Below are 17,033 nucleotides of genomic sequence, written 5' to 3'. Positions count from 1 at the left end.
CACCTGAGGCGCCCCGCTCGTCGGTTGACGGGCGGGGCGCCTCGCTTTTCCGGCCGTGCACGCCGGGTTGGGTAGGCTGGCGTGGTGACCACGATGCCGGCCGCCGGTCCGGCCACGCGCCATCCGCTCGACCCGGATCCGGTGCGCTCCACCAAGTCCCGGGCGGTCTTCGCCCTCGGCCTGGTGGCGCTGCTGACCGGCCCACTGGTCGGGGGCATCGTCCCGGCGACGCTGGCGATGCTGCTGGCCCGGCAGGCCCGCCGGGAGGCGTACGCGTCGGGGGGCTATCTGACGGGTGCCGCCTGGCTGCGTCGCGGTGAGCGGCTGGCCTGGGCCGGCGTCGCCCTCGCCGCGACCGCGCTGGTGGCGGCGACCGTGATCGGTGTGGTGAATCTGGCCGACGGCTCGGTCGGCCAGGACTTCGCGCCCGGGGTCGACTGACCAGGCCGCCAGCGGAGGGTGGTTCGGCGGCAGGGCTACCGGACGTAACCGGGCCGGTGGCGGCTGGCCGCACGGCGGTAACCTGACCTTGGCACGACGTGTCGGGCCCGGTCGACGGATTCTCCTCGGCCGGTCGGTTCCGCCGTGGTTGGCGGCTCGGTGGTGTGCAGGGGAGTTTTCGTGACGGAGGAGGCGCAGCCACCCGGGGTGGAGCGCGTGGCGGACGAGACGCCGGGGCAGCCCGCCGGGCACGAGCCTCGTTACCCCGAGCCCTCGTACACGCTGCCGCCGATTGCCGCGGCGTCGCCGACGAGCGCGCCGGGGGAGCCGGGCGGGCCGGCCAGCGAATGGTCCCGCCCCGCGCCGGCCGGGTCCGAGGCCGGGCCGGGGGTCTCCGGCGCGGGCTGGGCAGGCGCCTCCACCGCCCCGCTCCCGGCGAACCCGACCTGGGCGCCGAGCCCCGCCACACCGCCGGCCCCGGCGACCTCCGCCTGGGGACCCGGCCAGGGCTCCGGCCCTGTGCCGGCGGTTCCGACCTCCGGCCCGGCCTCGGCGGGCGCGCCGGGGGCGGCCGGCGTCGCCGGGTACCCGGTGGCGGAGCCGCTCCGGGCCGCGACGCCGGGCGGTGCGCCGACGGCGTACCCCGGCATGCCCGGGCTGGCCGGTGGAGCGGGCCCGGCCGGCGGTGCTGGACCGGCCGCGGTGCCGGCGCCGCCCCGTGAGTCGCTGCGGGCGCCCAGCCGGGTGGACGCGGTCCCGGGTACGCCGTTCGGCCTGGTGCATCTCGAGGTGGCTCCGGTCACCTCGGGGCCGGCGGTGGCCTCGCTGGTGACCGGGGTCGGATCCGTGCTGGTCGCCTTCACCGCCGGCTGCCTGGGCCTCGCCGGCAGCAGCCCGGAGGACTGGGGCGGCTGGGTCGCAGGCGCCTTCGCGGTGCTCGCCGGGCTGCTCGGCCTGGCCGGCGTGCTGCTGGGCGAGCTGGGCCGCCGGCAGACCTCGCCCACCGGTCGGGCGCGCTGGCCTGGTCGCCGCCGCATGACGCCCGCGGCCGCGCCGGGCTCCACGGCGCCGCCGGTCCGGTTCACCGGCCGGGGTCTGGCGATCGCCGGCATCAGCTGTGCCGGTGTGGGCCTCGCGCTGACGGTGCTCGCGCTGGCCGTGGCGGTGCTGCTGCAACTGGCCTGAGCGCCGTCGGCGGCCGGCCGGCCGGGGCGGGCGGCTGTCGGGTTACCGGGCCGACGGGCCGATCGCGGGATCAGCCGGTACACTTGAAAATCGGCAGTGCTTTTCGGGAGCGACGCGGAGATCCGGGCCTGGCCGGGGGTGCTCGACAACCTCCCGGAGTCCTGTTTTGACGTGCCCACTCACGGTAGGTACTCTTTCCTCTCGTGCCCGGGCATGCCCGGGCAACTCGTGCGTGTGCCCGAGTCCACGTGGTGGCAATCGAGCAACCCACGACAAAGTCGAAACGAGTCGGCTACGCCCCAGCGTGCCGACGAGCTGGAATCCGGCGTCGACAAACGACGGCGGAAACCGCGAGCGGGCGACACGCCCGACCGCGGGTGCCGGGACCGTCCCGAGACGGCCCTGGTTGGAAGGTAAGAGAGCCACCCGGACGGGTGGCTAAGACACACGGCGCGGTCGCAGAGGGCGGCCGAAGGGAGCGGAAAACCCGGTGCCCACGATCCAGCAGTTGGTCCGCAAGGGCCGCCAGGCGAAGACGAGTAAGACCAAGACGCCGGCGCTGAAGGGGAGTCCTCAGCGGCGCGGCGTGTGCACGCGCGTGTACACCACCACCCCCAAGAAGCCGAACTCCGCGCTGCGCAAGGTCGCTCGGGTGAAGCTCAGCAGCCAGATCGAGGTGACCGCCTACATTCCGGGCGTCGGGCACAACCTCCAGGAGCACTCCCTCGTGCTGGTCCGTGGCGGCCGTGTGAAGGACCTTCCGGGCGTGCGTTACAAGATCGTCCGCGGTTCGCTGGACACCCAGGGCGTCCGCAACCGCAAGCAGGCCCGTAGCCGCTACGGCGCGAAGAAGGAGAAGAGCTGACATGCCGCGTAAGGGCCCTGCTCCGCGCCGGCCGCTGGTCGCGGACCCGGTGTACAACTCCCCGCTGGTCACCCAGCTGGTGAACAAGATCCTGCTCCGTGGCAAGCGTCAGCTCGCCGAGCGCATCGTCTACGAGGCCCTGGAGGGCTGCCGGGAGAAGTCCGGCACCGACCCCGTGGTCACGCTCAAGCGGGCGATGGACAACGTGAAGCCGACCCTGGAGGTGCGCAGCCGCCGGGTCGGTGGCGCGACCTACCAGGTGCCGGTCGAGGTCAAGCCGCAGCGTGCCACCACGCTCGGCCTGCGCTGGCTGGTCACCTACTCCCGCGCCCGCCGGGAGAAGACGATGGTCGAGCGGCTGATGAACGAGCTGCTGGACGCGAGCAACGGTCTTGGCGCCGCCGTGAAGCGGCGTGAGGACACCCACAAGATGGCCGAGTCCAACAAGGCCTTCGCGCACTACCGCTGGTAACGGCCAGCCGGGTTCCGGCGCGGTCCGCCGCGCCGGAGCCCGGGCAACGGTCGCGATCACACCGACGAGACGACGAGACGATAAGTAGGGATTGAAGTGGCCGCCGCAGACGCGCTCGCCAACGTACGCAACATCGGCATCATGGCGCACATCGATGCCGGTAAGACCACTACCACCGAGCGGATCCTGTTCTACACCGGCATCACCTACAAGATCGGTGAGGTCCACGAAGGCGCCGCCGTCATGGACTGGATGGAGCAGGAGCAGGAGCGGGGGATCACCATCACCTCCGCCGCCACCAAGTGTGAGTGGAAGGGCCACACGATCCAGATCATCGACACGCCCGGCCACGTCGACTTCACGGTCGAGGTCGAGCGGTCGCTGCGGGTGCTCGACGGTGCGGTGGCCGTCTACGACGGTGTCGCGGGTGTGGAGCCGCAGACGGAGAACGTCTGGCGTCAGGCCGACAAGTACAACGTCCCCCGGATGTGCTTCGTCAACAAGCTCGACCGGACCGGGGCGGACTTCTTCCGCTGCGTGCAGATGATGATCGACCGGCTCAACGCCACCCCGCTGGTGCTGCAGGTGCCGATCGGCCTGGAGGGCGACCACATCGGCGTCGTCGACCTGATCGGGATGCGGGCGCTGACCTGGCGCGGTGAGACCCAGAAGGGCGAGGACTACGCGGTCGAGGAGATCCCGGCCGACCTCGCGGACCTGGCCGCCGAGTGGCGCGAGAAGCTCATCGAGACCCTCGCCGACGTCGACGACTCGGTGATGGAGAAGTACCTCGAGGGCGAGGAACTCTCCGTCGACGCGATCAAGGCCGCCATCCGGCGGGCCACCATCGGTGGTAAGGCGAATCCGGTGCTCTGCGGTTCGGCCTTCAAGAACAAGGGCGTCCAGCCGATGCTCGACGCGGTGGTCGACTACCTGCCGTCGCCGCTGGACGTCCCGGCGATCGAGGGCACCGCCCCCGACGGCGAGACCCCGATGCTGCGCAAGCCGGACAAGAACGAGCCGTTCTCCGGGCTGGCCTTCAAGATCCAGACCGACAAGCACCTGGGCAAGCTGACCTACGTCCGCGTCTACTCGGGCACGGTGGAGTCCGGATCGCAGGTGATCAACTCCACCAAGGACCGCAAGGAGCGGATCGGCAAGATCTACCAGATGCACGCCAACAAGCGGGAAGAGCGCAGCTCGGCCCAGGCTGGCGACATCATCGCGGTGCAGGGTCTGAAGCAGACCACCACCGGCGACACCCTCTGCGACCCGGCCAACCCGGTCATCCTGGAGTCGATGACCTTCCCGGAGCCGGTCATCGAGGTCGCGATCGAGCCGAAGACAAAGGCCGACCAGGAGAAGCTGAGCACCGCCATCCAGCGGCTCGCCGAGGAGGACCCGACGTTCCGGGTCAAGCTCGACGAGGAGACCGGCCAGACCGTCATCTCCGGCATGGGCGAACTGCACCTGGACATCCTGGTGGACCGGATGCGCCGCGAGTTCAACGTCGAGGCGAACATCGGCAAGCCGCAGGTGGCGTACCGGGAGACCATCCGCCGCAAGGTGGAGAAGGTCGAGTACACCCACAAGAAGCAGACCGGTGGTTCGGGGCAGTACGCCCGGGTCATCGTCAGCCTCGAACCGCTGCCGCTGGACAACGACTCGCCGACGTACGAGTTCGCGAACGCGGTCACCGGTGGGCGGATCCCGCGGGAGTTCATCCCCTCGGTGGACGCCGGTGCCCAGGACGCCATGCAGTACGGCATCCTCGCCGGCTTCCCGCTGGTCGGTCTGAAGCTGACCCTGCTCGACGGCCAGTACCACGAGGTCGACTCGTCGGAAATGGCCTTCAAGATCGCCGGTTCGATGGTGCTGAAGGAGGCGGCCCGCAAGGCCGACCCGGCACTGCTCGAACCGATGATGTCCGTCGAGGTCACCACGCCCGAGGAGAACATGGGCGACGTGATCGGCGACCTCAACTCCCGCCGAGGCATCATCCAGGCGATGGAGGAGCGCAGCGGCGCTCGCATCGTCCGGGCTCTGGTGCCGCTGTCGGAGATGTTCGGCTATGTCGGCGACCTGCGGTCGAAGACCCAGGGCCGGGCTAGCTACAGCATGCAGTTCGACTCCTACGCCGAGGTTCCCGCGAGCGTGGCGAAGGAGATCATCGCGAAGGCGACGGGTGAGTGAGCGGAAACGCGCACTGACCCGGTGCCGGGCCGGTGATACCGCGAGTGCGGCGGGCGAGTAATCTCGCCCGCGGCGCCCACGGGCCGGGCTGCTAGACCGGGCCTGAAGGTTTCACCGCCGCAAGACCCACATGACTTCCCGGCCGGGAACCTCGGTCGGAAAGGCTGTCGACAGAGTCCTGAGCGCCGAATGGCGTGCCGGGCGTACGAACCAAGAAGTCCACAGGAGGACACCAGTGGCGAAGGCGAAGTTCGAGCGGACTAAGCCGCACGTCAACATCGGCACCATTGGTCACATCGACCACGGTAAGACGACGCTGACGGCGGCCATCACGAAGGTCCTGCACGACAAGATGCCGGACCTGAACCCGTACACGCCGTTCGACGAGATCGACAAGGCGCCGGAGGAGAAGGCCCGGGGCATCACGATCTCGATCGCACACGTCGAGTACCAGACCGAGGCGCGGCACTACGCACACGTCGACTGCCCCGGTCACGCCGACTACATCAAGAACATGATCACCGGTGCCGCGCAGATGGACGGCGCGATCCTGGTGGTCGCGGCGACCGACGGCCCGATGCCGCAGACCCGCGAGCACGTGCTGCTGGCCCGCCAGGTCGGCGTTCCCTACATCGTCGTGGCGCTGAACAAGAGCGACATGGTCGACGACGAGGAGCTGCTCGAGCTGGTCGAGCTCGAGGTCCGCGAGCTGCTGTCGGCGCAGGAGTACCCGGGTGACGACCTGCCGGTCGTCCGGGTGTCGGCGCTGAAGGCGCTCGAGGGCGACCCGGAGTGGACCGACAAGCTCATGGACCTGATGAGCGCCGTCGACACCGCCATTCCGCAGCCCGAGCGGGAGACCGAGAAGCCGTTCCTGATGCCGATCGAGGACGTCTTCACGATCACCGGTCGGGGCACCGTGGTCACCGGTCGCGCCGAGCGCGGCATCCTCAAGCCGAACGAGGAGGTGGAGCTCGTCGGTATCCGCGAGAAGTCGCAGAAGACGGTCTGCACCGGTATCGAGATGTTCCGCAAGCTGCTCGACGAGGCCCGCGCGGGTGAGAACGTCGGTCTGCTGCTCCGGGGCATCAAGCGCGAGGACGTCGAGCGCGGCATGGTGGTCGTCAAGCCTGGCACCACCACCCCGCACACGGAGTTCGAGGCGACCGTCTACATCCTCTCCAAGGAGGAGGGTGGCCGGCACACCCCGTTCTTCCAGAACTACCGTCCGCAGTTCTACTTCCGGACCACGGACGTTACCGGCGTCGTCACGCTGCCCGAGGGCACCGAGATGGTCATGCCGGGTGACAACACCACGATGTCGGTCAAGCTGATCCAGCCGATCGCGATGGAGGAAAACCTCAAGTTCGCGATCCGCGAGGGCGGCCGGACCGTCGGCGCCGGGTTCGTCACGAAGATCGTTAAGTAATCAAAGTAATTCAGGTAACCCCGATTAGCGTTGCCGTGCGGTAGTACGGCATACTGGTCAGGTTGCGTACCGGCGGGGTGGCTGGCTGCCCAGCAGTCAGCCACCCTTGCTGGGCGTCCGGGGATAGTTGATCTATCTCCGGCGCCCCGATACTTCCCGCACGGGCGGGACCGTCTCGGACTTTCCGGGGTGGAGTCCGGCCCCGGGGTGCGACACGCCCGACCGCGGGGGTCGGACAGCACGGGAACTGGGCAGCGCCCGAGCCCGGCATGGAACATCCCGCTCCCCTCCGGGAGAGCGGCTCCGCTGGAGCGGGCGGGCGGGACGGACAAGGCGAGAGAAGGAACAGAGGCCACCATGGCGGGACAGAAGATCCGCATCCGGCTCAAGGCGTACGACCACGAGGTGGTCGACTCCTCGGCGCGCAAGATCGTTGAGACGGTGACGCGTACCGGGGCTCAGGTCGCGGGCCCGGTGCCGCTGCCCACGGAGATCAACCGTTTCTGCGTGATCCGTTCGCCGCACAAGTACAAGGACTCGCGTGAGCACTTCGAGATGCGCACGCACAAGCGTCTGATCGACATCATCGACCCGACCCCCAAGACGGTCGACTCGCTCATGCGCCTCGACCTGCCGGCTGGCGTCGACATCGAGATCAAGCTGTAGGGACCGGACTAATGGACAGGCAAGTGAAGGGCATCCTGGGCGCCAAGCTCGGCATGACCCAGGTCTGGGACAACAACAAGGTTGTCCCGGTGACCGTGGTGCAGGCCGGACCGTGTGTCGTGACCCAGGTCCGCACCGCTGAGAAGGACGGCTACTCCGCGGTCCAGCTGGCGTACGGCGCGGTCGACCCGCGGAAGGTCAAGAAGCCGATCACCGGCCACTACGCCAAGGCCAACGTGGCGCCGCGCCGGCACATCGTCGAGCTGCGCACCACCGACGCCGCGGACTACGAGCTGGGGCAGGAGGTCAGCGTCGAGGCGTTCGCCGTCGGCACGCCGATCGACGTGACCGGCCGGACCAAGGGCAAGGGCTTCGCCGGTCCCATGAAGCGGCACGGCTTCCACGGTCTGCGCGCCAGCCACGGTGTCGAGCGCAAGCACCGCTCGCCCGGTTCGATCGGCGCCTGCGCCACCCCGGGCCGGGTCTTCAAGGGCACCCGGATGGCCGGCCGGATGGGTGGGGCGCGCTACACCGTGCAGAACCTCACCATCCAGGCGGTGGACCCGGAGAACAACCTGCTGCTGGTCCGCGGCGCCATCCCCGGCCCCAAGGGCGCGCTGGTGCTGGTCCGGTCGGCCGCCAAGGCCGTCGCGAAGAAGGGCGGTGCGGCGTGACCACCGTTGACGTGCTGACCGCCGAGGGCACCGCGAGCGGCTCCGTCGAGCTGCCCGCCGAGGTCTTCGACGTGCAGGCGAACATCGCGCTGATGCACCAGGTCGTGGTCGCCCAGCTCGCCGCCGCGCGGCAGGGCACGCACAAGACCAAGACCCGTGGCGAGGTCGCCGGTGGCGGCAAGAAGCCGTACAAGCAGAAGGGCACCGGTCGGGCCCGGCAGGGTTCGATCCGCGCGCCGCAGTTCGCCGGCGGTGGCGTCGTGCACGGGCCGGTCCCGCGCGACTACAGCCAGCGGACCCCGAAGAAGATGAAGGCGGCCGCACTGCGGGGCGCCCTCTCGGACCGGGCCCGCGGCGGCCAGGTGCACGTGGTCGAGACCTTCGTCACCGGCGACAAGCCGTCGACCAAGGGTGCCCTCGCCACGCTGCGCAAGGCGACCGAGGCCAAGCGGGTGCTGGTGGTGCTCAGCAGCACCGACGAGCTGAACTGGCTCTCGCTGCGCAACGAGCCCCGGGTGCACCTGCTGGAGGCCGGCCAGCTCAACACGTACGACGTGCTGGTGGCCGACGACGTGGTCTTCACCAAGGAGGCCCTGGACGAGTTCCTGGGTGTCCGCGGTGGGGCGCAGGGTGAGGAGAGCGACAAGTGAGCACCATCGCCGACCCGCGGGACATCATCTTCGCGCCGGTCGTCTCGGAGAAGAGCTACAGCGAGCTGAACAAGAACTGGTACACCTTCCTGGTGCACCCGGACGCCAACAAGACCGCCATCAAGATCGCGATTCAGCAGATCTTCGACGTGCGCGTCCTGACGGTGAACACGCTCAACCGCGAGGGCAAGCGCAAGCGCACCCGCACCGGGTACGGCAAGCGCAAGAACACCAAGCGGGCGATGGTGAAGCTGGCTGACGGTGACCGTATCGAGGCCTTCGGCGGCCCGGTCAGCTGAGGGGTATAGACAATGGCTATCCGTAAGTACAAGCCGACGACGCCGGGCCGGCGTGGCTCCAGCGTCGCCGACTTCGCCGAGATCACCCGGTCGACCCCGGAGAAGTCGCTGTTGGTTCCGCTGCCGAAGAAGGGCGGGCGTAACGCCCACGGCCGGATCACCACGCGGCACCACGGTGGTGGGCACAAGCGGCAGTACCGTCTGATCGACTTCAAGCGGGTCGACAAGGACGGCGTGCCGGCGAAGGTCGCGCACATCGAGTACGACCCGAACCGCACCGCGCGGATCGCGCTGCTGCACTACGCCGACGGCGAGAAGCGGTACATCATCGCGCCGAAGGACCTGAAGCAGGGCGACCGGGTCGAGTCCGGTCCGGGCGCCGACATCAAGCCGGGCAACAACCTGCCGCTGCGCAACATTCCGGTCGGTTCCACGATCCACGCGGTGGAGCTGCGTCCCGGCGGCGGCGCCAAGCTGGCCCGCTCGGCCGGCGTCGGCATCCAGCTGCTGGGCCGGGAGGGCGCGTACGCCACGCTGCGGATGCCCTCCGGCGAGATCCGGCGGGTGGACGTGCGCTGCCGGGCCACCGTCGGCGAGATCGGCAACGCCGACCAGTCAAACATCAACTGGGGCAAGGCCGGCCGGATGCGCTGGAAGGGCCGCCGCCCGACCGTCCGTGGTGTGGCGATGAACCCGGTCGACCACCCGCACGGTGGTGGTGAGGGTAAGACCTCCGGTGGTCGTCACCCGGTGAACCCGCAGGGTAAGCCCGAGGGTCGTACCCGGCAGAAGGGCAAGGCGAGCGACCGCCTCATCGTCCGCCGCCGCTACGCCACCCGTAAGCGCGGCTAAGGGAGATAGGTAGACATGCCTCGCAGCCTGAAGAAGGGCCCGTTCATCGACGACCACCTGCTCAAGAAGGTGGAGACGCAGAACGAGAAGGGCTCGAAGAACGTCATCAAGACCTGGTCGCGCCGCTCGACGATCATCCCGGACATGCTCGGGCACACGATCGCCGTGCACGACGGGCGCAAGCACGTCCCGGTGTTCATCACCGAGGCGATGGTCGGGCACAAGCTCGGTGAGTTTGCGCTGACCCGCACGTTCAAGGGTCACGAGAAGGACGACCGGAAGAGCCGCCGGCGCTGAGCGCCGACCACGGATAAAGGATCAAGGGGTTTCAGCGATGCCAGTAAAGGGCGACGCTCCGGTGCTTCCGGGCGCGCGGGCGGTTGCGCGACACGTGCGCATCTCGCCGACCAAGGCGCGCCGGGTGGTCAACCTCGTCCGCGGTCTGCCCGCGAAGGAGGCGCTCACGGTGCTGCAGTTCGCGCCGCAGGCGGCGAGTGAGCAGGTTTACAAGGTGCTCGCGAGCGCGATCGCCAACGCGGAGAACAACGAGCGGCTGGACCCCGACGCGCTGCTCGTCAGCGAGGCGTTCGTGGACGAGGGCCCGACGATGAAGCGCTTCCAGCCGCGGGCGCAGGGCCGGGCGTACCGGATCCGCAAGCGGACCTGCCACATCACCATCGTGGTGGAGGCCGTCGCGCCGGCGGCGCCGGGCGGCCGGGGCGCGGCGAAGAAGGCCGCTCCGGCCAAGGCGACCGCGCCGGCCGAGGCCGAGCCGACGACCGAGGCAGCGGAGACGCAGAGCAAGACGGAGGGTGCCGAGTAATGGGTCAGAAGGTTCACCCGCACGGGTTCCGGCTCGGCATCTCGACCGACTGGAAGTCCCGCTGGTACGCGGACAAGCTCTACAAGGACTACATCGCCGAGGACGTCAAGATCCGGCGGATGATGTCCAAGGGCCTGGAGCGGGCCGGCATCTCCAAGGTCGACATCGAGCGGACCCGGGACCGGGTCCGGGTCGACATCCACACCGCCCGGCCGGGCATCGTCATCGGCCGTAAGGGTGCGGAGGCCGACCGGATCCGTGGCGAGCTGGAGAAGCTGACCGGCAAGCAGGTGCAGCTCAACATCCTCGAGGTGAAGAGCCCGGAGTCGGATGCGCAGCTCGTCGCCCAGGGTGTGGCCGAGCAGCTCTCCAGCCGGGTCAGCTTCCGGCGGGCGATGCGTAAGGCCATGCAGTCCGCGATGAAGAACCCGATCGTGCGGGGCATCCGGGTGCAGGTCTCCGGCCGGCTCGGCGGCGCCGAGATGAGCCGTACCGAGTTCTACCGCGAGGGTCGGGTGCCGCTGCACACGCTGCGGGCCAACATCGAGTACGGCTTCTTCGAGGCCCGGACCACCTTCGGCCGGATCGGCGTGAAGGTCTGGATCTACAAGGGCGACGCCGTACCCGGTCGGGAGGCTCCGGCCGAGGCGGGTCCGGCACGTCCGCGCCGTGAGCGGGGCGACCGTCCCGAGCGGCCGCGTCGTGGCCGCTCCGGCTCCTCCGGCACCACCGCCGGCGGCACCGAGGCGGGCCGGGCGGCGGCCGCGGAGATCTCCGGTACGCCCGCCGAGGCGACGAACGACACCGCCGCGCCGGCTACCGCCGCGGCGACTCCGGCGGGTTCCGCCGGAACGGACAGCTCAGCGCAGGAGGGCTGACAGATGCTGATGCCGCGCAAGCCCCCGAAGGGCTTCCGCAAGCCGCACCACCCCGACCGCCACGGCGCGGCGAAGGGTGGCACCCGGGTGGTGTTCGGCGAGTTCGGAATCCAGGCGCTCGAGCCCGCGTACGTGACCAACCGGCAGATCGAGTCGGCGCGTATCGCGATGACCCGGCACATCAAGCGTGGCGGCAAGGTCTGGATCACGGTCTTCCCGGACCAGGCCCTGACCAAGAAGCCGGCCGAGACCCGGATGGGTTCCGGTAAGGGTTCGCCCGAGTGGTGGGTGGCCAACATCAAGCCGGGGCGGGTGCTCTTCGAGATGTCCTTCCCCAACGAGCAGATCGCGCGAGAGGCGATGCGTCGCGCGATCCACAAGCTCCCGATGAAGTGCCGCATTGTGACGCGCGAAGTGGGTGAAAGCTGATGGCCGCGGGCGTGAAGGCCAGCGAGCTGCGTGAGCTCTCCGAGGAGGAGCTGGTGAGCCGGCTCCGGGAGGCCAAGGCGGAGCTGTTCAACCTCCGCGTCCAGTCGGCGACCGGTCAGCTGGACAACAACCGCCGGCTCCAGGTCATCCGCCGGGAGATCGCCCGGATCTACACGATCATGCGTGAGCGTGAGCTTGGGCTTTCGGCCGCGCCGACTGAGGTGACTGCATCATGAGTGACGAGACCACCACCACTGCGAAGGCGCGGGCCCAGCGCAAGGTCCGCGAGGGCCTCGTGGTCAGCGACAAGATGGAAAAGACCGTGGTCGTCGAGGTCGAGGACCGGGTCAAGCACGCGCTGTACGGCAAGGTCATGCGCCGCACCAGCAAGCTGAAGGCGCACGACGAGCAGAACGCGTGCGGCGTGGGCGACCGGGTGCTGCTCATGGAGACCCGTCCGCTGTCCGCCACCAAGCGGTGGCGGGTCGTGGAGATCCTCGAGAAGGCCAAGTAAGAGCCGTACCGCAGGCTCAGGGTTCCGCCAAGCTCAGCCGGCACGGGACTTCGGTCGACGAAGGCAGGCCGGATCCACCGCCGGCTGAGAACTGGCAGACATAGGAGATAGACGTGATTCAGCAGGAGTCGCGACTGCGCGTCGCCGACAACACGGGTGCTCGGGAGATCCTGTGCATCCGGGTGCTCGGTGGCTCCGGTCGGCGCTACGCGAGCATCGGCGACGTCATCGTGGCCACGGTCAAGGACGCCATCCCCGGTGCCGGTGTGAAGAAGGGCGACGTCGTCAAGGCGGTCGTCGTCCGCACCGCGAAGGAGAAGCGGCGGCCGGACGGCTCGTACATCCGATTCGACGAGAACGCAGCCGTGATCATCAAGGATGGTGGCGACCCGCGGGGTACCCGTATCTTTGGCCCGGTAGGCCGTGAGCTGCGGGACAAGCGGTTCATGAAGATCATCTCGCTCGCGCCGGAGGTGTTGTGACCGTGACCGAGCGCAGCGAGGGAACCAGCAAGCTCAGGCGGTGTGACCTTCAGGCACGCGCCGACCGGAGGGAGGTGCGGGCATGAAGGTCAAGAAGGGCGACACGGTCATCGTCATCGCCGGCAAGGACAAGGGTGCCAAGGGCAAGGTCATCGCGGCCTACCCGCGGCAGGACAAGGTCCTGGTCGAGGGCGTGAACCGGGTCAAGAAGCACACCCGCATCCGCACCACCCAGCGCGGTGCGAAGACCGGCGGCATCGTCACGCAGGAGGCCGCGATCCACGTCTCGAACGTGATGGTCCTGGACTCCGACGGCAACCCGACGCGGGTCGGGTACCGGATCGACGAGGGTGGCCAGAAGGTCCGCATCGCGCGTAGCACCGGTAAGGACCTGTGATGACGGCAACCGAGACCAAGACGCTGCCCCGGCTCAAGCAGCGGTACCGCGAAGAGATCGTGGGCCAGCTCCGCGAGCAGTTCCAGTACGGCAACCCGATGCAGGTGCCCGGCCTGGTCAAGATCGTCGTCAACATGGGCGTCGGCGAGGCTGCCCGGGACGCGAAGCTGATCGACGGCGCCGTACGCGACCTGGCCACCATCTCCGGCCAGAAGCCGCAGGTCCGCCGGGCCCGCAAGTCCATCGCGCAGTTCAAGCTTCGCGAGGGCATGCCGATCGGCGCCAAGGTGACCCTGCGCGGCGACCGGATGTGGGAGTTCCTGGACCGGCTGCTCTCGATCGCGCTGCCCCGGATCCGGGACTTCCGTGGTCTGGACGGGCGCAAGCTCGACGGGCACGGCAACTACACGTTCGGCCTGACCGAGCAGTCGGTGTTCCACGAGATCGACCAGGACCGGATCGACCGCGTACGGGGCATGGACATCACGGTGGTGACCACCGCCAAGACCGACGACGAGGGCCGGGCGCTGCTCAAGCTCCTGGGCTTCCCGTTCAAGGAGAACTGAGATGGCGAAGAAGGCGCTGATCCTCAAGGCCGCCGCGAAGCCGAAGTTCTCGGTTCGCGCGTACACCCGCTGCCAGCGTTGCGGGCGGCCGAAGGCGGTCTACCGCAAGTTCGGCCTCTGCCGGGTCTGCATCCGGGAGATGGCCCACCGCGGTGAGCTGCCCGGCGTGTCGAAGGCTTCCTGGTGACACTGCGCCCCATCCGTGGGTGGCGGAGCGAGCACCGCAACGCCACCCGCTTTGGGCCCAGCCACGTCCCGACCGATATCCGGGGCGAGGATCGCAACGCCGTAGGCCCGGGTCAATGCCCCGGGAACCCCGGCGAGAAAGGCTGACGAGATCCATGACGATGACCGACCCGATCGCAGACATGCTGACGCGTCTGCGTAACGCCAACCAGGCGTACCACGACCGGGTGACGATGCCCTACTCGAAGATCAAGGCGAACATCGCCGAGGTCCTCAAGTCCGAGGGCTACATCGCGACCTGGGCGGTCGAGGAGCCCGAGGAGGGCGCCGTCGGCAAGCGACTGGTCGTCGAGCTTAAGTACGGCCAGAACCGCGAGCGGAGCCTGGCCGGCATCAAGCGCGTGTCCAAGCCCGGCCTCCGGGTGTACGCCAAGTCGGACGGGCTCCCGCGGGTGCTCGGTGGACTGGGCGTGGCGATCATTTCGACGTCCCAGGGGCTGCTGACCGACCGGCAGGCCCGCAAGCGGAGCGTTGGCGGGGAAGTCCTCGCCTTCGTCTGGTAACGGGAGACAGAGAGAAATGTCGCGTATTGGACGTAAGTCGATCCCGGTGCCGTCCGGCGTCGAGGTGACCATCGACGGCTCGACCGTCAAGGTCAAGGGGCCGAAGGGCGAGCTGTCGCACACCCTGGCCGAGCCGATCACGGCCGAGCGGGGCGAGGACGGCCAGCTGCACGTCAGCCGGCCGAACGACGAGCGCAAGGCCAAGGAGTTGCACGGCCTGAGCCGTACGCTGGTGGCGAACATGATCACCGGGGTGACCGAGGGCTACCGCAAGACCCTGGAGATCGCCGGCACCGGTTACCGGGTCACCGCCAAGGGCAGCGACCTGGAGTTCGCGCTCGGGTTCTCGCACCCGGTGCAGGTGAAGGCCCCGGCCGGGATCACCTTCACGGTCGAGCGGCCCACCCTGTTCCACGTGGCCGGCATCGACAAGCAGCAGGTCGGCGAGGTCGCCGCCAACATCCGCAAGATCCGCCCGCCGGAGCCGTACAAGGGCAAGGGCGTGAAGTACCAGGGCGAGGTCATTCGGCGCAAGGCCGGAAAGGCGGGCAAGAAGTGACCGCCAACGGCAGGGCGAGGTCATCCGTCGGCCGCAAGGCTGAGAGAAAGGCAGGTAAGAAGTGACCGCCACACTGCTCAAGCGCCGCCGCGGGGTTGCCGCCAAGCGCGCCATCGGGCGGGCGCGTCGGCACTTCCGGGTCCGCAAGACCGTCGTCGGCACCGCCGAGCGGCCGCGTCTCGTGGTCACCCGCTCGCTGCGGCACATCACCGCGCAGATCGTGGACGACGGCAAGGGCCACACGCTGGTCTACGCCTCGACCATGGACGACTCGATCCGGGGCGCCGAGGGCGACAAGAGCGCCCTGGCCGGCAAGGTCGGCGCGCTCGTCGCCGAGCGGGCCAAGGCGGCCGGGATCTCCAAGGTCGTCTTCGACCGCGGTGGCAACCAGTACGCGGGGCGGATCGCCGCGCTGGCCGACGCGGCCCGCGAAGCCGGGCTCGAGTTCTAACCCCGTCACGAGAGAGAGGAAGGCTGCTGATGCCAGGTCAACAGCGCCGTGGCGGCGGGTCCGGTGGCAACGAGGGTGGTCGCCGCGACAACCGCCGTGAGGGCGGTCGCGGAAACGCGCCCGCCGAGAAGACGCCGCACCTTGAGCGGGTCGTCGCCATCAACCGGGTTGCCAAGGTCGTGAAGGGCGGTCGTCGCTTCAGCTTCACCGCCCTGGTGATCGTGGGCGACGGCGACGGCACGGTCGGTGTGGGCTACGGGAAGGCCAAGGAGGTGCCCGCGGCGATCGCCAAGGGCGTCGAGGAGGCCAAGAAGCACTTCTTCAAGGTGCCCCGGATCGGTGCCTCGATCCCGCACCCGGTGACGGGCGAGGACGCCGCTGGTGTGGTGCTGCTCAAGCCGGCCAGCGCCGGTACGGGCGTCATCGCCGGTGGTCCGGTCCGGGCCGTGCTGGAGTGCGCGGGCATCCACGATGTGCTCTCCAAGAGCCTCGGCTCGTCCAACCCGATCAACATCGTGCACGCCACGGTGGCGGCCCTGAAGGGGCTGGAGTCGCCGGAGGCGGTCGCGAAGCGTCGGGGCCTGCCGGTCGAGGACGTCGCCCCGGCCGCCATGCTGGCGGCCCAGGCGGGGGTGACGGCCTGATGGCACGCCTGAAGGTGACCCAGGTCCGGTCCGGCATCGGGACCAAGCACAACCAGCGCGAGTCGCTGCGGTCGCTCGGTCTCAAGCGGATCAACGACGTGGTGGTCAAGGAGGACCGTCCCGAGATTCGGGGCATGATCTTCACCGTGAGCCACCTCGTGAAGGTCGAGGAGGTCGAGTAATGACGATCAAGGTCCACCACCTGCGCCCGGCCCCCGGAGCCAAGACCGAGAAGACCCGGGTGGGTCGCGGTGAGGGTTCCAAGGGGAAGACCGCCGGTCGCGGTACCAAGGGTTCCAAGGCCCGGAAGAACATCTCGGCGGCCTTCGAGGGTGGGCAGATGCCCATCCACATGCGGCTGCCGAAGCTGAAGGGCTTCAAGAACAAGTTCAAGGTCGTGTTCCAGGTGGTCAACCTGGACCGGCTCGCCGAGTTGTTCCCGGAGGGCGGCCAGGTCGGTCCGCAGGAGCTGGTCCAGGCCGGCGCCGTCCGCAAGGGGCAGCCGGTGAAGGTTCTCGGTACCGGGGAGCTGGGCGGGGTCGCCCTCCAGGTGTCGGCGCACGCGTTCAGCGCGTCGGCCAAGGAGAAGATCACCGCTGCCGGCGGCTCGGTGACGGAGCTGTAGGACGTCGCGGTCGAGGCGCTCGCCCAGTTCACGGCAACTGGCGGGCGCCACGGCTACTAGCGGGCCAATCGTCCCGTTAATATCGGAAGCGGTGAATGCTCTCCGGGTGGATCTGCCCGGAAGCGCGCCGGACTGTTAGAGTCCGATCCCAGCTATGGGTATCGGGTCGATCGCCCGACAACCACCCCGT

General features: G+C 69.1%; 27 protein-coding genes. All 27 read left to right on the top strand.

The genetic code is table 11. From position 1 onward, the window contains the following. Positions 1-93 precede the first annotated feature (93 nt). The 27 genes from AAH979_RS12985 (at position 94) to rplO (ending at position 16,843) form a co-directional block, all read left to right on the top strand. Positions 94-441 (top strand): hypothetical protein, encoded by a 348-nt coding sequence (locus tag AAH979_RS12985; RefSeq protein ID WP_346258363.1) that lies wholly within the window; start codon positions 94-96, stop codon positions 439-441. A 180-nt stretch (positions 442-621) separates the two neighbouring features. Then, the gene (locus AAH979_RS12980) at positions 622-1,626 is read left to right on the top strand and encodes a hypothetical protein (RefSeq protein WP_346258314.1); all 1,005 of its coding nucleotides are present in this window, start codon (positions 622-624) and stop codon (positions 1,624-1,626) included. A gap of 490 nt (positions 1,627-2,116) precedes the next feature. After that, positions 2,117-2,491 carry a 30S ribosomal protein S12 gene (gene rpsL, locus AAH979_RS12975; protein WP_101368150.1) on the top strand — a complete coding sequence of 125 codons (375 nt, stop codon included), beginning with the start codon at positions 2,117-2,119 and terminating at the stop codon, positions 2,489-2,491. 1 nt (position 2,492) lies between these two features. Continuing rightward, the gene (rpsG, locus tag AAH979_RS12970; RefSeq protein WP_101368149.1) at positions 2,493-2,963 is read left to right on the top strand and encodes a 30S ribosomal protein S7; all 471 of its coding nucleotides are present in this window, start codon (positions 2,493-2,495) and stop codon (positions 2,961-2,963) included. A 96-nt stretch (positions 2,964-3,059) separates the two neighbouring features. Then, a complete protein-coding gene (gene fusA, locus AAH979_RS12965; RefSeq protein WP_346258313.1) occupies positions 3,060-5,156 on the top strand; it encodes an elongation factor G in 2,097 nt (698 codons plus the stop codon). A gap of 235 nt (positions 5,157-5,391) precedes the next feature. After that, positions 5,392-6,585: an elongation factor Tu gene (gene tuf, locus AAH979_RS12960; protein WP_318395954.1), complete on the top strand. Its 1,194-nt coding sequence runs from the start codon at positions 5,392-5,394 to the stop codon at positions 6,583-6,585. Positions 6,586-6,942: 357 nt separating this feature from the next. Continuing rightward, a complete protein-coding gene (gene rpsJ, locus AAH979_RS12955) occupies positions 6,943-7,251 on the top strand; it encodes a 30S ribosomal protein S10 (RefSeq protein WP_007073037.1) in 309 nt (102 codons plus the stop codon). An 11-nt stretch (positions 7,252-7,262) separates the two neighbouring features. Then, entirely contained in the window at positions 7,263-7,925 is a 663-nt protein-coding gene (gene rplC, locus AAH979_RS12950; protein ID WP_346258312.1) for a 50S ribosomal protein L3, read from the top strand. After that, positions 7,922-8,575 carry a 50S ribosomal protein L4 gene (gene rplD / locus AAH979_RS12945; protein ID WP_318395952.1) on the top strand — a complete coding sequence of 218 codons (654 nt, stop codon included), beginning with the start codon at positions 7,922-7,924 and terminating at the stop codon, positions 8,573-8,575. Before rplC ends, rplD begins: the two co-directional genes overlap by 4 nt. Further along, positions 8,572-8,874, top strand: coding sequence for a 50S ribosomal protein L23 (gene rplW, locus AAH979_RS12940; RefSeq protein ID WP_101368144.1), 303 nt, complete (start codon positions 8,572-8,574; stop codon positions 8,872-8,874). Before rplD ends, rplW begins: the two co-directional genes overlap by 4 nt. A 12-nt stretch (positions 8,875-8,886) precedes the next feature. Beyond that, positions 8,887-9,726, top strand: coding sequence for a 50S ribosomal protein L2 (gene rplB, locus AAH979_RS12935; RefSeq protein ID WP_346258311.1), 840 nt, complete (start codon positions 8,887-8,889; stop codon positions 9,724-9,726). Positions 9,727-9,741: 15 nt separating this feature from the next. Further along, complete coding sequence (gene rpsS, locus AAH979_RS12930; RefSeq protein WP_101368142.1) at positions 9,742-10,023, top strand: 30S ribosomal protein S19; 282 nt, start codon at positions 9,742-9,744, stop codon at positions 10,021-10,023. A gap of 37 nt (positions 10,024-10,060) precedes the next feature. Continuing rightward, positions 10,061-10,549, top strand: a complete 489-nt coding sequence (gene rplV / locus AAH979_RS12925) for a 50S ribosomal protein L22 (protein WP_318395951.1) — start codon at positions 10,061-10,063, stop codon at positions 10,547-10,549. Then, complete coding sequence (gene rpsC, locus AAH979_RS12920; RefSeq protein ID WP_346258310.1) at positions 10,549-11,427, top strand: 30S ribosomal protein S3; 879 nt, start codon at positions 10,549-10,551, stop codon at positions 11,425-11,427. The genes rplV and rpsC overlap by 1 nt, the downstream gene beginning before the upstream one ends. A gap of 3 nt (positions 11,428-11,430) precedes the next feature. Then, the gene (rplP, locus tag AAH979_RS12915; protein ID WP_346258309.1) at positions 11,431-11,856 is read left to right on the top strand and encodes a 50S ribosomal protein L16; all 426 of its coding nucleotides are present in this window, start codon (positions 11,431-11,433) and stop codon (positions 11,854-11,856) included. Further along, positions 11,856-12,092, top strand: coding sequence for a 50S ribosomal protein L29 (gene rpmC / locus AAH979_RS12910; protein WP_107260894.1), 237 nt, complete (start codon positions 11,856-11,858; stop codon positions 12,090-12,092). Before rplP ends, rpmC begins: the two co-directional genes overlap by 1 nt. Further along, on the top strand, positions 12,089-12,370 hold the full coding sequence (rpsQ, locus tag AAH979_RS12905; protein WP_346258308.1) for a 30S ribosomal protein S17: 282 nt from the start codon (positions 12,089-12,091) through the stop codon (positions 12,368-12,370). Before rpmC ends, rpsQ begins: the two co-directional genes overlap by 4 nt. A gap of 113 nt (positions 12,371-12,483) precedes the next feature. Then, positions 12,484-12,852 carry a 50S ribosomal protein L14 gene (gene rplN, locus AAH979_RS12900; RefSeq protein WP_007073026.1) on the top strand — a complete coding sequence of 123 codons (369 nt, stop codon included), beginning with the start codon at positions 12,484-12,486 and terminating at the stop codon, positions 12,850-12,852. Between the two features lie 82 nt (positions 12,853-12,934). Next, the gene (rplX, locus tag AAH979_RS12895; RefSeq protein ID WP_278064264.1) at positions 12,935-13,249 is read left to right on the top strand and encodes a 50S ribosomal protein L24; all 315 of its coding nucleotides are present in this window, start codon (positions 12,935-12,937) and stop codon (positions 13,247-13,249) included. Beyond that, positions 13,249-13,815 (top strand): 50S ribosomal protein L5, encoded by a 567-nt coding sequence (gene rplE / locus AAH979_RS12890; protein ID WP_318395948.1) that lies wholly within the window; start codon positions 13,249-13,251, stop codon positions 13,813-13,815. The genes rplX and rplE overlap by 1 nt, the downstream gene beginning before the upstream one ends. Before the next feature lies 1 nt (position 13,816). Next, positions 13,817-14,002, top strand: coding sequence for a type Z 30S ribosomal protein S14 (locus AAH979_RS12885; protein ID WP_007073023.1), 186 nt, complete (start codon positions 13,817-13,819; stop codon positions 14,000-14,002). Between the two features lie 154 nt (positions 14,003-14,156). Then, a complete protein-coding gene (rpsH, locus tag AAH979_RS12880; protein ID WP_093403619.1) occupies positions 14,157-14,564 on the top strand; it encodes a 30S ribosomal protein S8 in 408 nt (135 codons plus the stop codon). 16 nt (positions 14,565-14,580) lie between these two features. Beyond that, positions 14,581-15,123: a 50S ribosomal protein L6 gene (rplF, locus tag AAH979_RS12875; protein WP_346258307.1), complete on the top strand. Its 543-nt coding sequence runs from the start codon at positions 14,581-14,583 to the stop codon at positions 15,121-15,123. 73 nt (positions 15,124-15,196) lie between these two features. Continuing rightward, the gene (gene rplR, locus AAH979_RS12870) at positions 15,197-15,574 is read left to right on the top strand and encodes a 50S ribosomal protein L18 (protein ID WP_346258362.1); all 378 of its coding nucleotides are present in this window, start codon (positions 15,197-15,199) and stop codon (positions 15,572-15,574) included. Positions 15,575-15,603: 29 nt separating this feature from the next. Further along, a complete protein-coding gene (gene rpsE / locus AAH979_RS12865; RefSeq protein WP_101368132.1) occupies positions 15,604-16,218 on the top strand; it encodes a 30S ribosomal protein S5 in 615 nt (204 codons plus the stop codon). Next, positions 16,218-16,400, top strand: a complete 183-nt coding sequence (gene rpmD / locus AAH979_RS12860; RefSeq protein WP_013735939.1) for a 50S ribosomal protein L30 — start codon at positions 16,218-16,220, stop codon at positions 16,398-16,400. Before rpsE ends, rpmD begins: the two co-directional genes overlap by 1 nt. Then, on the top strand, positions 16,400-16,843 hold the full coding sequence (gene rplO / locus AAH979_RS12855; RefSeq protein WP_101368131.1) for a 50S ribosomal protein L15: 444 nt from the start codon (positions 16,400-16,402) through the stop codon (positions 16,841-16,843). Before rpmD ends, rplO begins: the two co-directional genes overlap by 1 nt. Positions 16,844-17,033 lie beyond the last annotated feature (190 nt).

This window comes from Plantactinospora sp. ZYX-F-223 (assembly GCF_039649625.1).
Taxonomy (GTDB): domain Bacteria; phylum Actinomycetota; class Actinomycetes; order Mycobacteriales; family Micromonosporaceae; genus Plantactinospora.
Note: the sequence above shows the minus strand (reverse complement) of the source record. Positions and strands in the feature narration are given on the sequence as shown.

Bases quoted from the DNA above. Each gene is read 5' to 3' on its own strand.
- AAH979_RS12985 (WP_346258363.1), top strand. From the start codon at position 94: ATGCCGGCCGCCGGTCCGGCCACGCGCCATCCGCTCGACCCGGATCCG.
- rpsG (WP_101368149.1), top strand. From the start codon at position 2,493: ATGCCGCGTAAGGGCCCTGCTCCGCGCCGGCCGCTGGTCGCGGACCCG.
- rpsJ (WP_007073037.1), top strand. From the start codon at position 6,943: ATGGCGGGACAGAAGATCCGCATCCGGCTCAAGGCGTACGACCACGAG.
- rplC (WP_346258312.1), top strand. From the start codon at position 7,263: ATGGACAGGCAAGTGAAGGGCATCCTGGGCGCCAAGCTCGGCATGACC.
- rplB (WP_346258311.1), top strand. From the start codon at position 8,887: ATGGCTATCCGTAAGTACAAGCCGACGACGCCGGGCCGGCGTGGCTCC.
- rpsS (WP_101368142.1), top strand. From the start codon at position 9,742: ATGCCTCGCAGCCTGAAGAAGGGCCCGTTCATCGACGACCACCTGCTC.
- rplV (WP_318395951.1), top strand. From the start codon at position 10,061: ATGCCAGTAAAGGGCGACGCTCCGGTGCTTCCGGGCGCGCGGGCGGTT.
- rpsC (WP_346258310.1), top strand. From the start codon at position 10,549: ATGGGTCAGAAGGTTCACCCGCACGGGTTCCGGCTCGGCATCTCGACC.
- rplP (WP_346258309.1), top strand. From the start codon at position 11,431: ATGCTGATGCCGCGCAAGCCCCCGAAGGGCTTCCGCAAGCCGCACCAC.
- rpmC (WP_107260894.1), top strand. From the start codon at position 11,856: ATGGCCGCGGGCGTGAAGGCCAGCGAGCTGCGTGAGCTCTCCGAGGAG.
- rpsQ (WP_346258308.1), top strand. From the start codon at position 12,089: ATGAGTGACGAGACCACCACCACTGCGAAGGCGCGGGCCCAGCGCAAG.
- rplX (WP_278064264.1), top strand. From the start codon at position 12,935: ATGAAGGTCAAGAAGGGCGACACGGTCATCGTCATCGCCGGCAAGGAC.
- rplE (WP_318395948.1), top strand. From the start codon at position 13,249: ATGACGGCAACCGAGACCAAGACGCTGCCCCGGCTCAAGCAGCGGTAC.
- AAH979_RS12885 (WP_007073023.1), top strand. From the start codon at position 13,817: ATGGCGAAGAAGGCGCTGATCCTCAAGGCCGCCGCGAAGCCGAAGTTC.
- rpsH (WP_093403619.1), top strand. From the start codon at position 14,157: ATGACGATGACCGACCCGATCGCAGACATGCTGACGCGTCTGCGTAAC.
- rplF (WP_346258307.1), top strand. From the start codon at position 14,581: ATGTCGCGTATTGGACGTAAGTCGATCCCGGTGCCGTCCGGCGTCGAG.
- rpsE (WP_101368132.1), top strand. From the start codon at position 15,604: ATGCCAGGTCAACAGCGCCGTGGCGGCGGGTCCGGTGGCAACGAGGGT.
- rpmD (WP_013735939.1), top strand. From the start codon at position 16,218: ATGGCACGCCTGAAGGTGACCCAGGTCCGGTCCGGCATCGGGACCAAG.
- rplO (WP_101368131.1), top strand. From the start codon at position 16,400: ATGACGATCAAGGTCCACCACCTGCGCCCGGCCCCCGGAGCCAAGACC.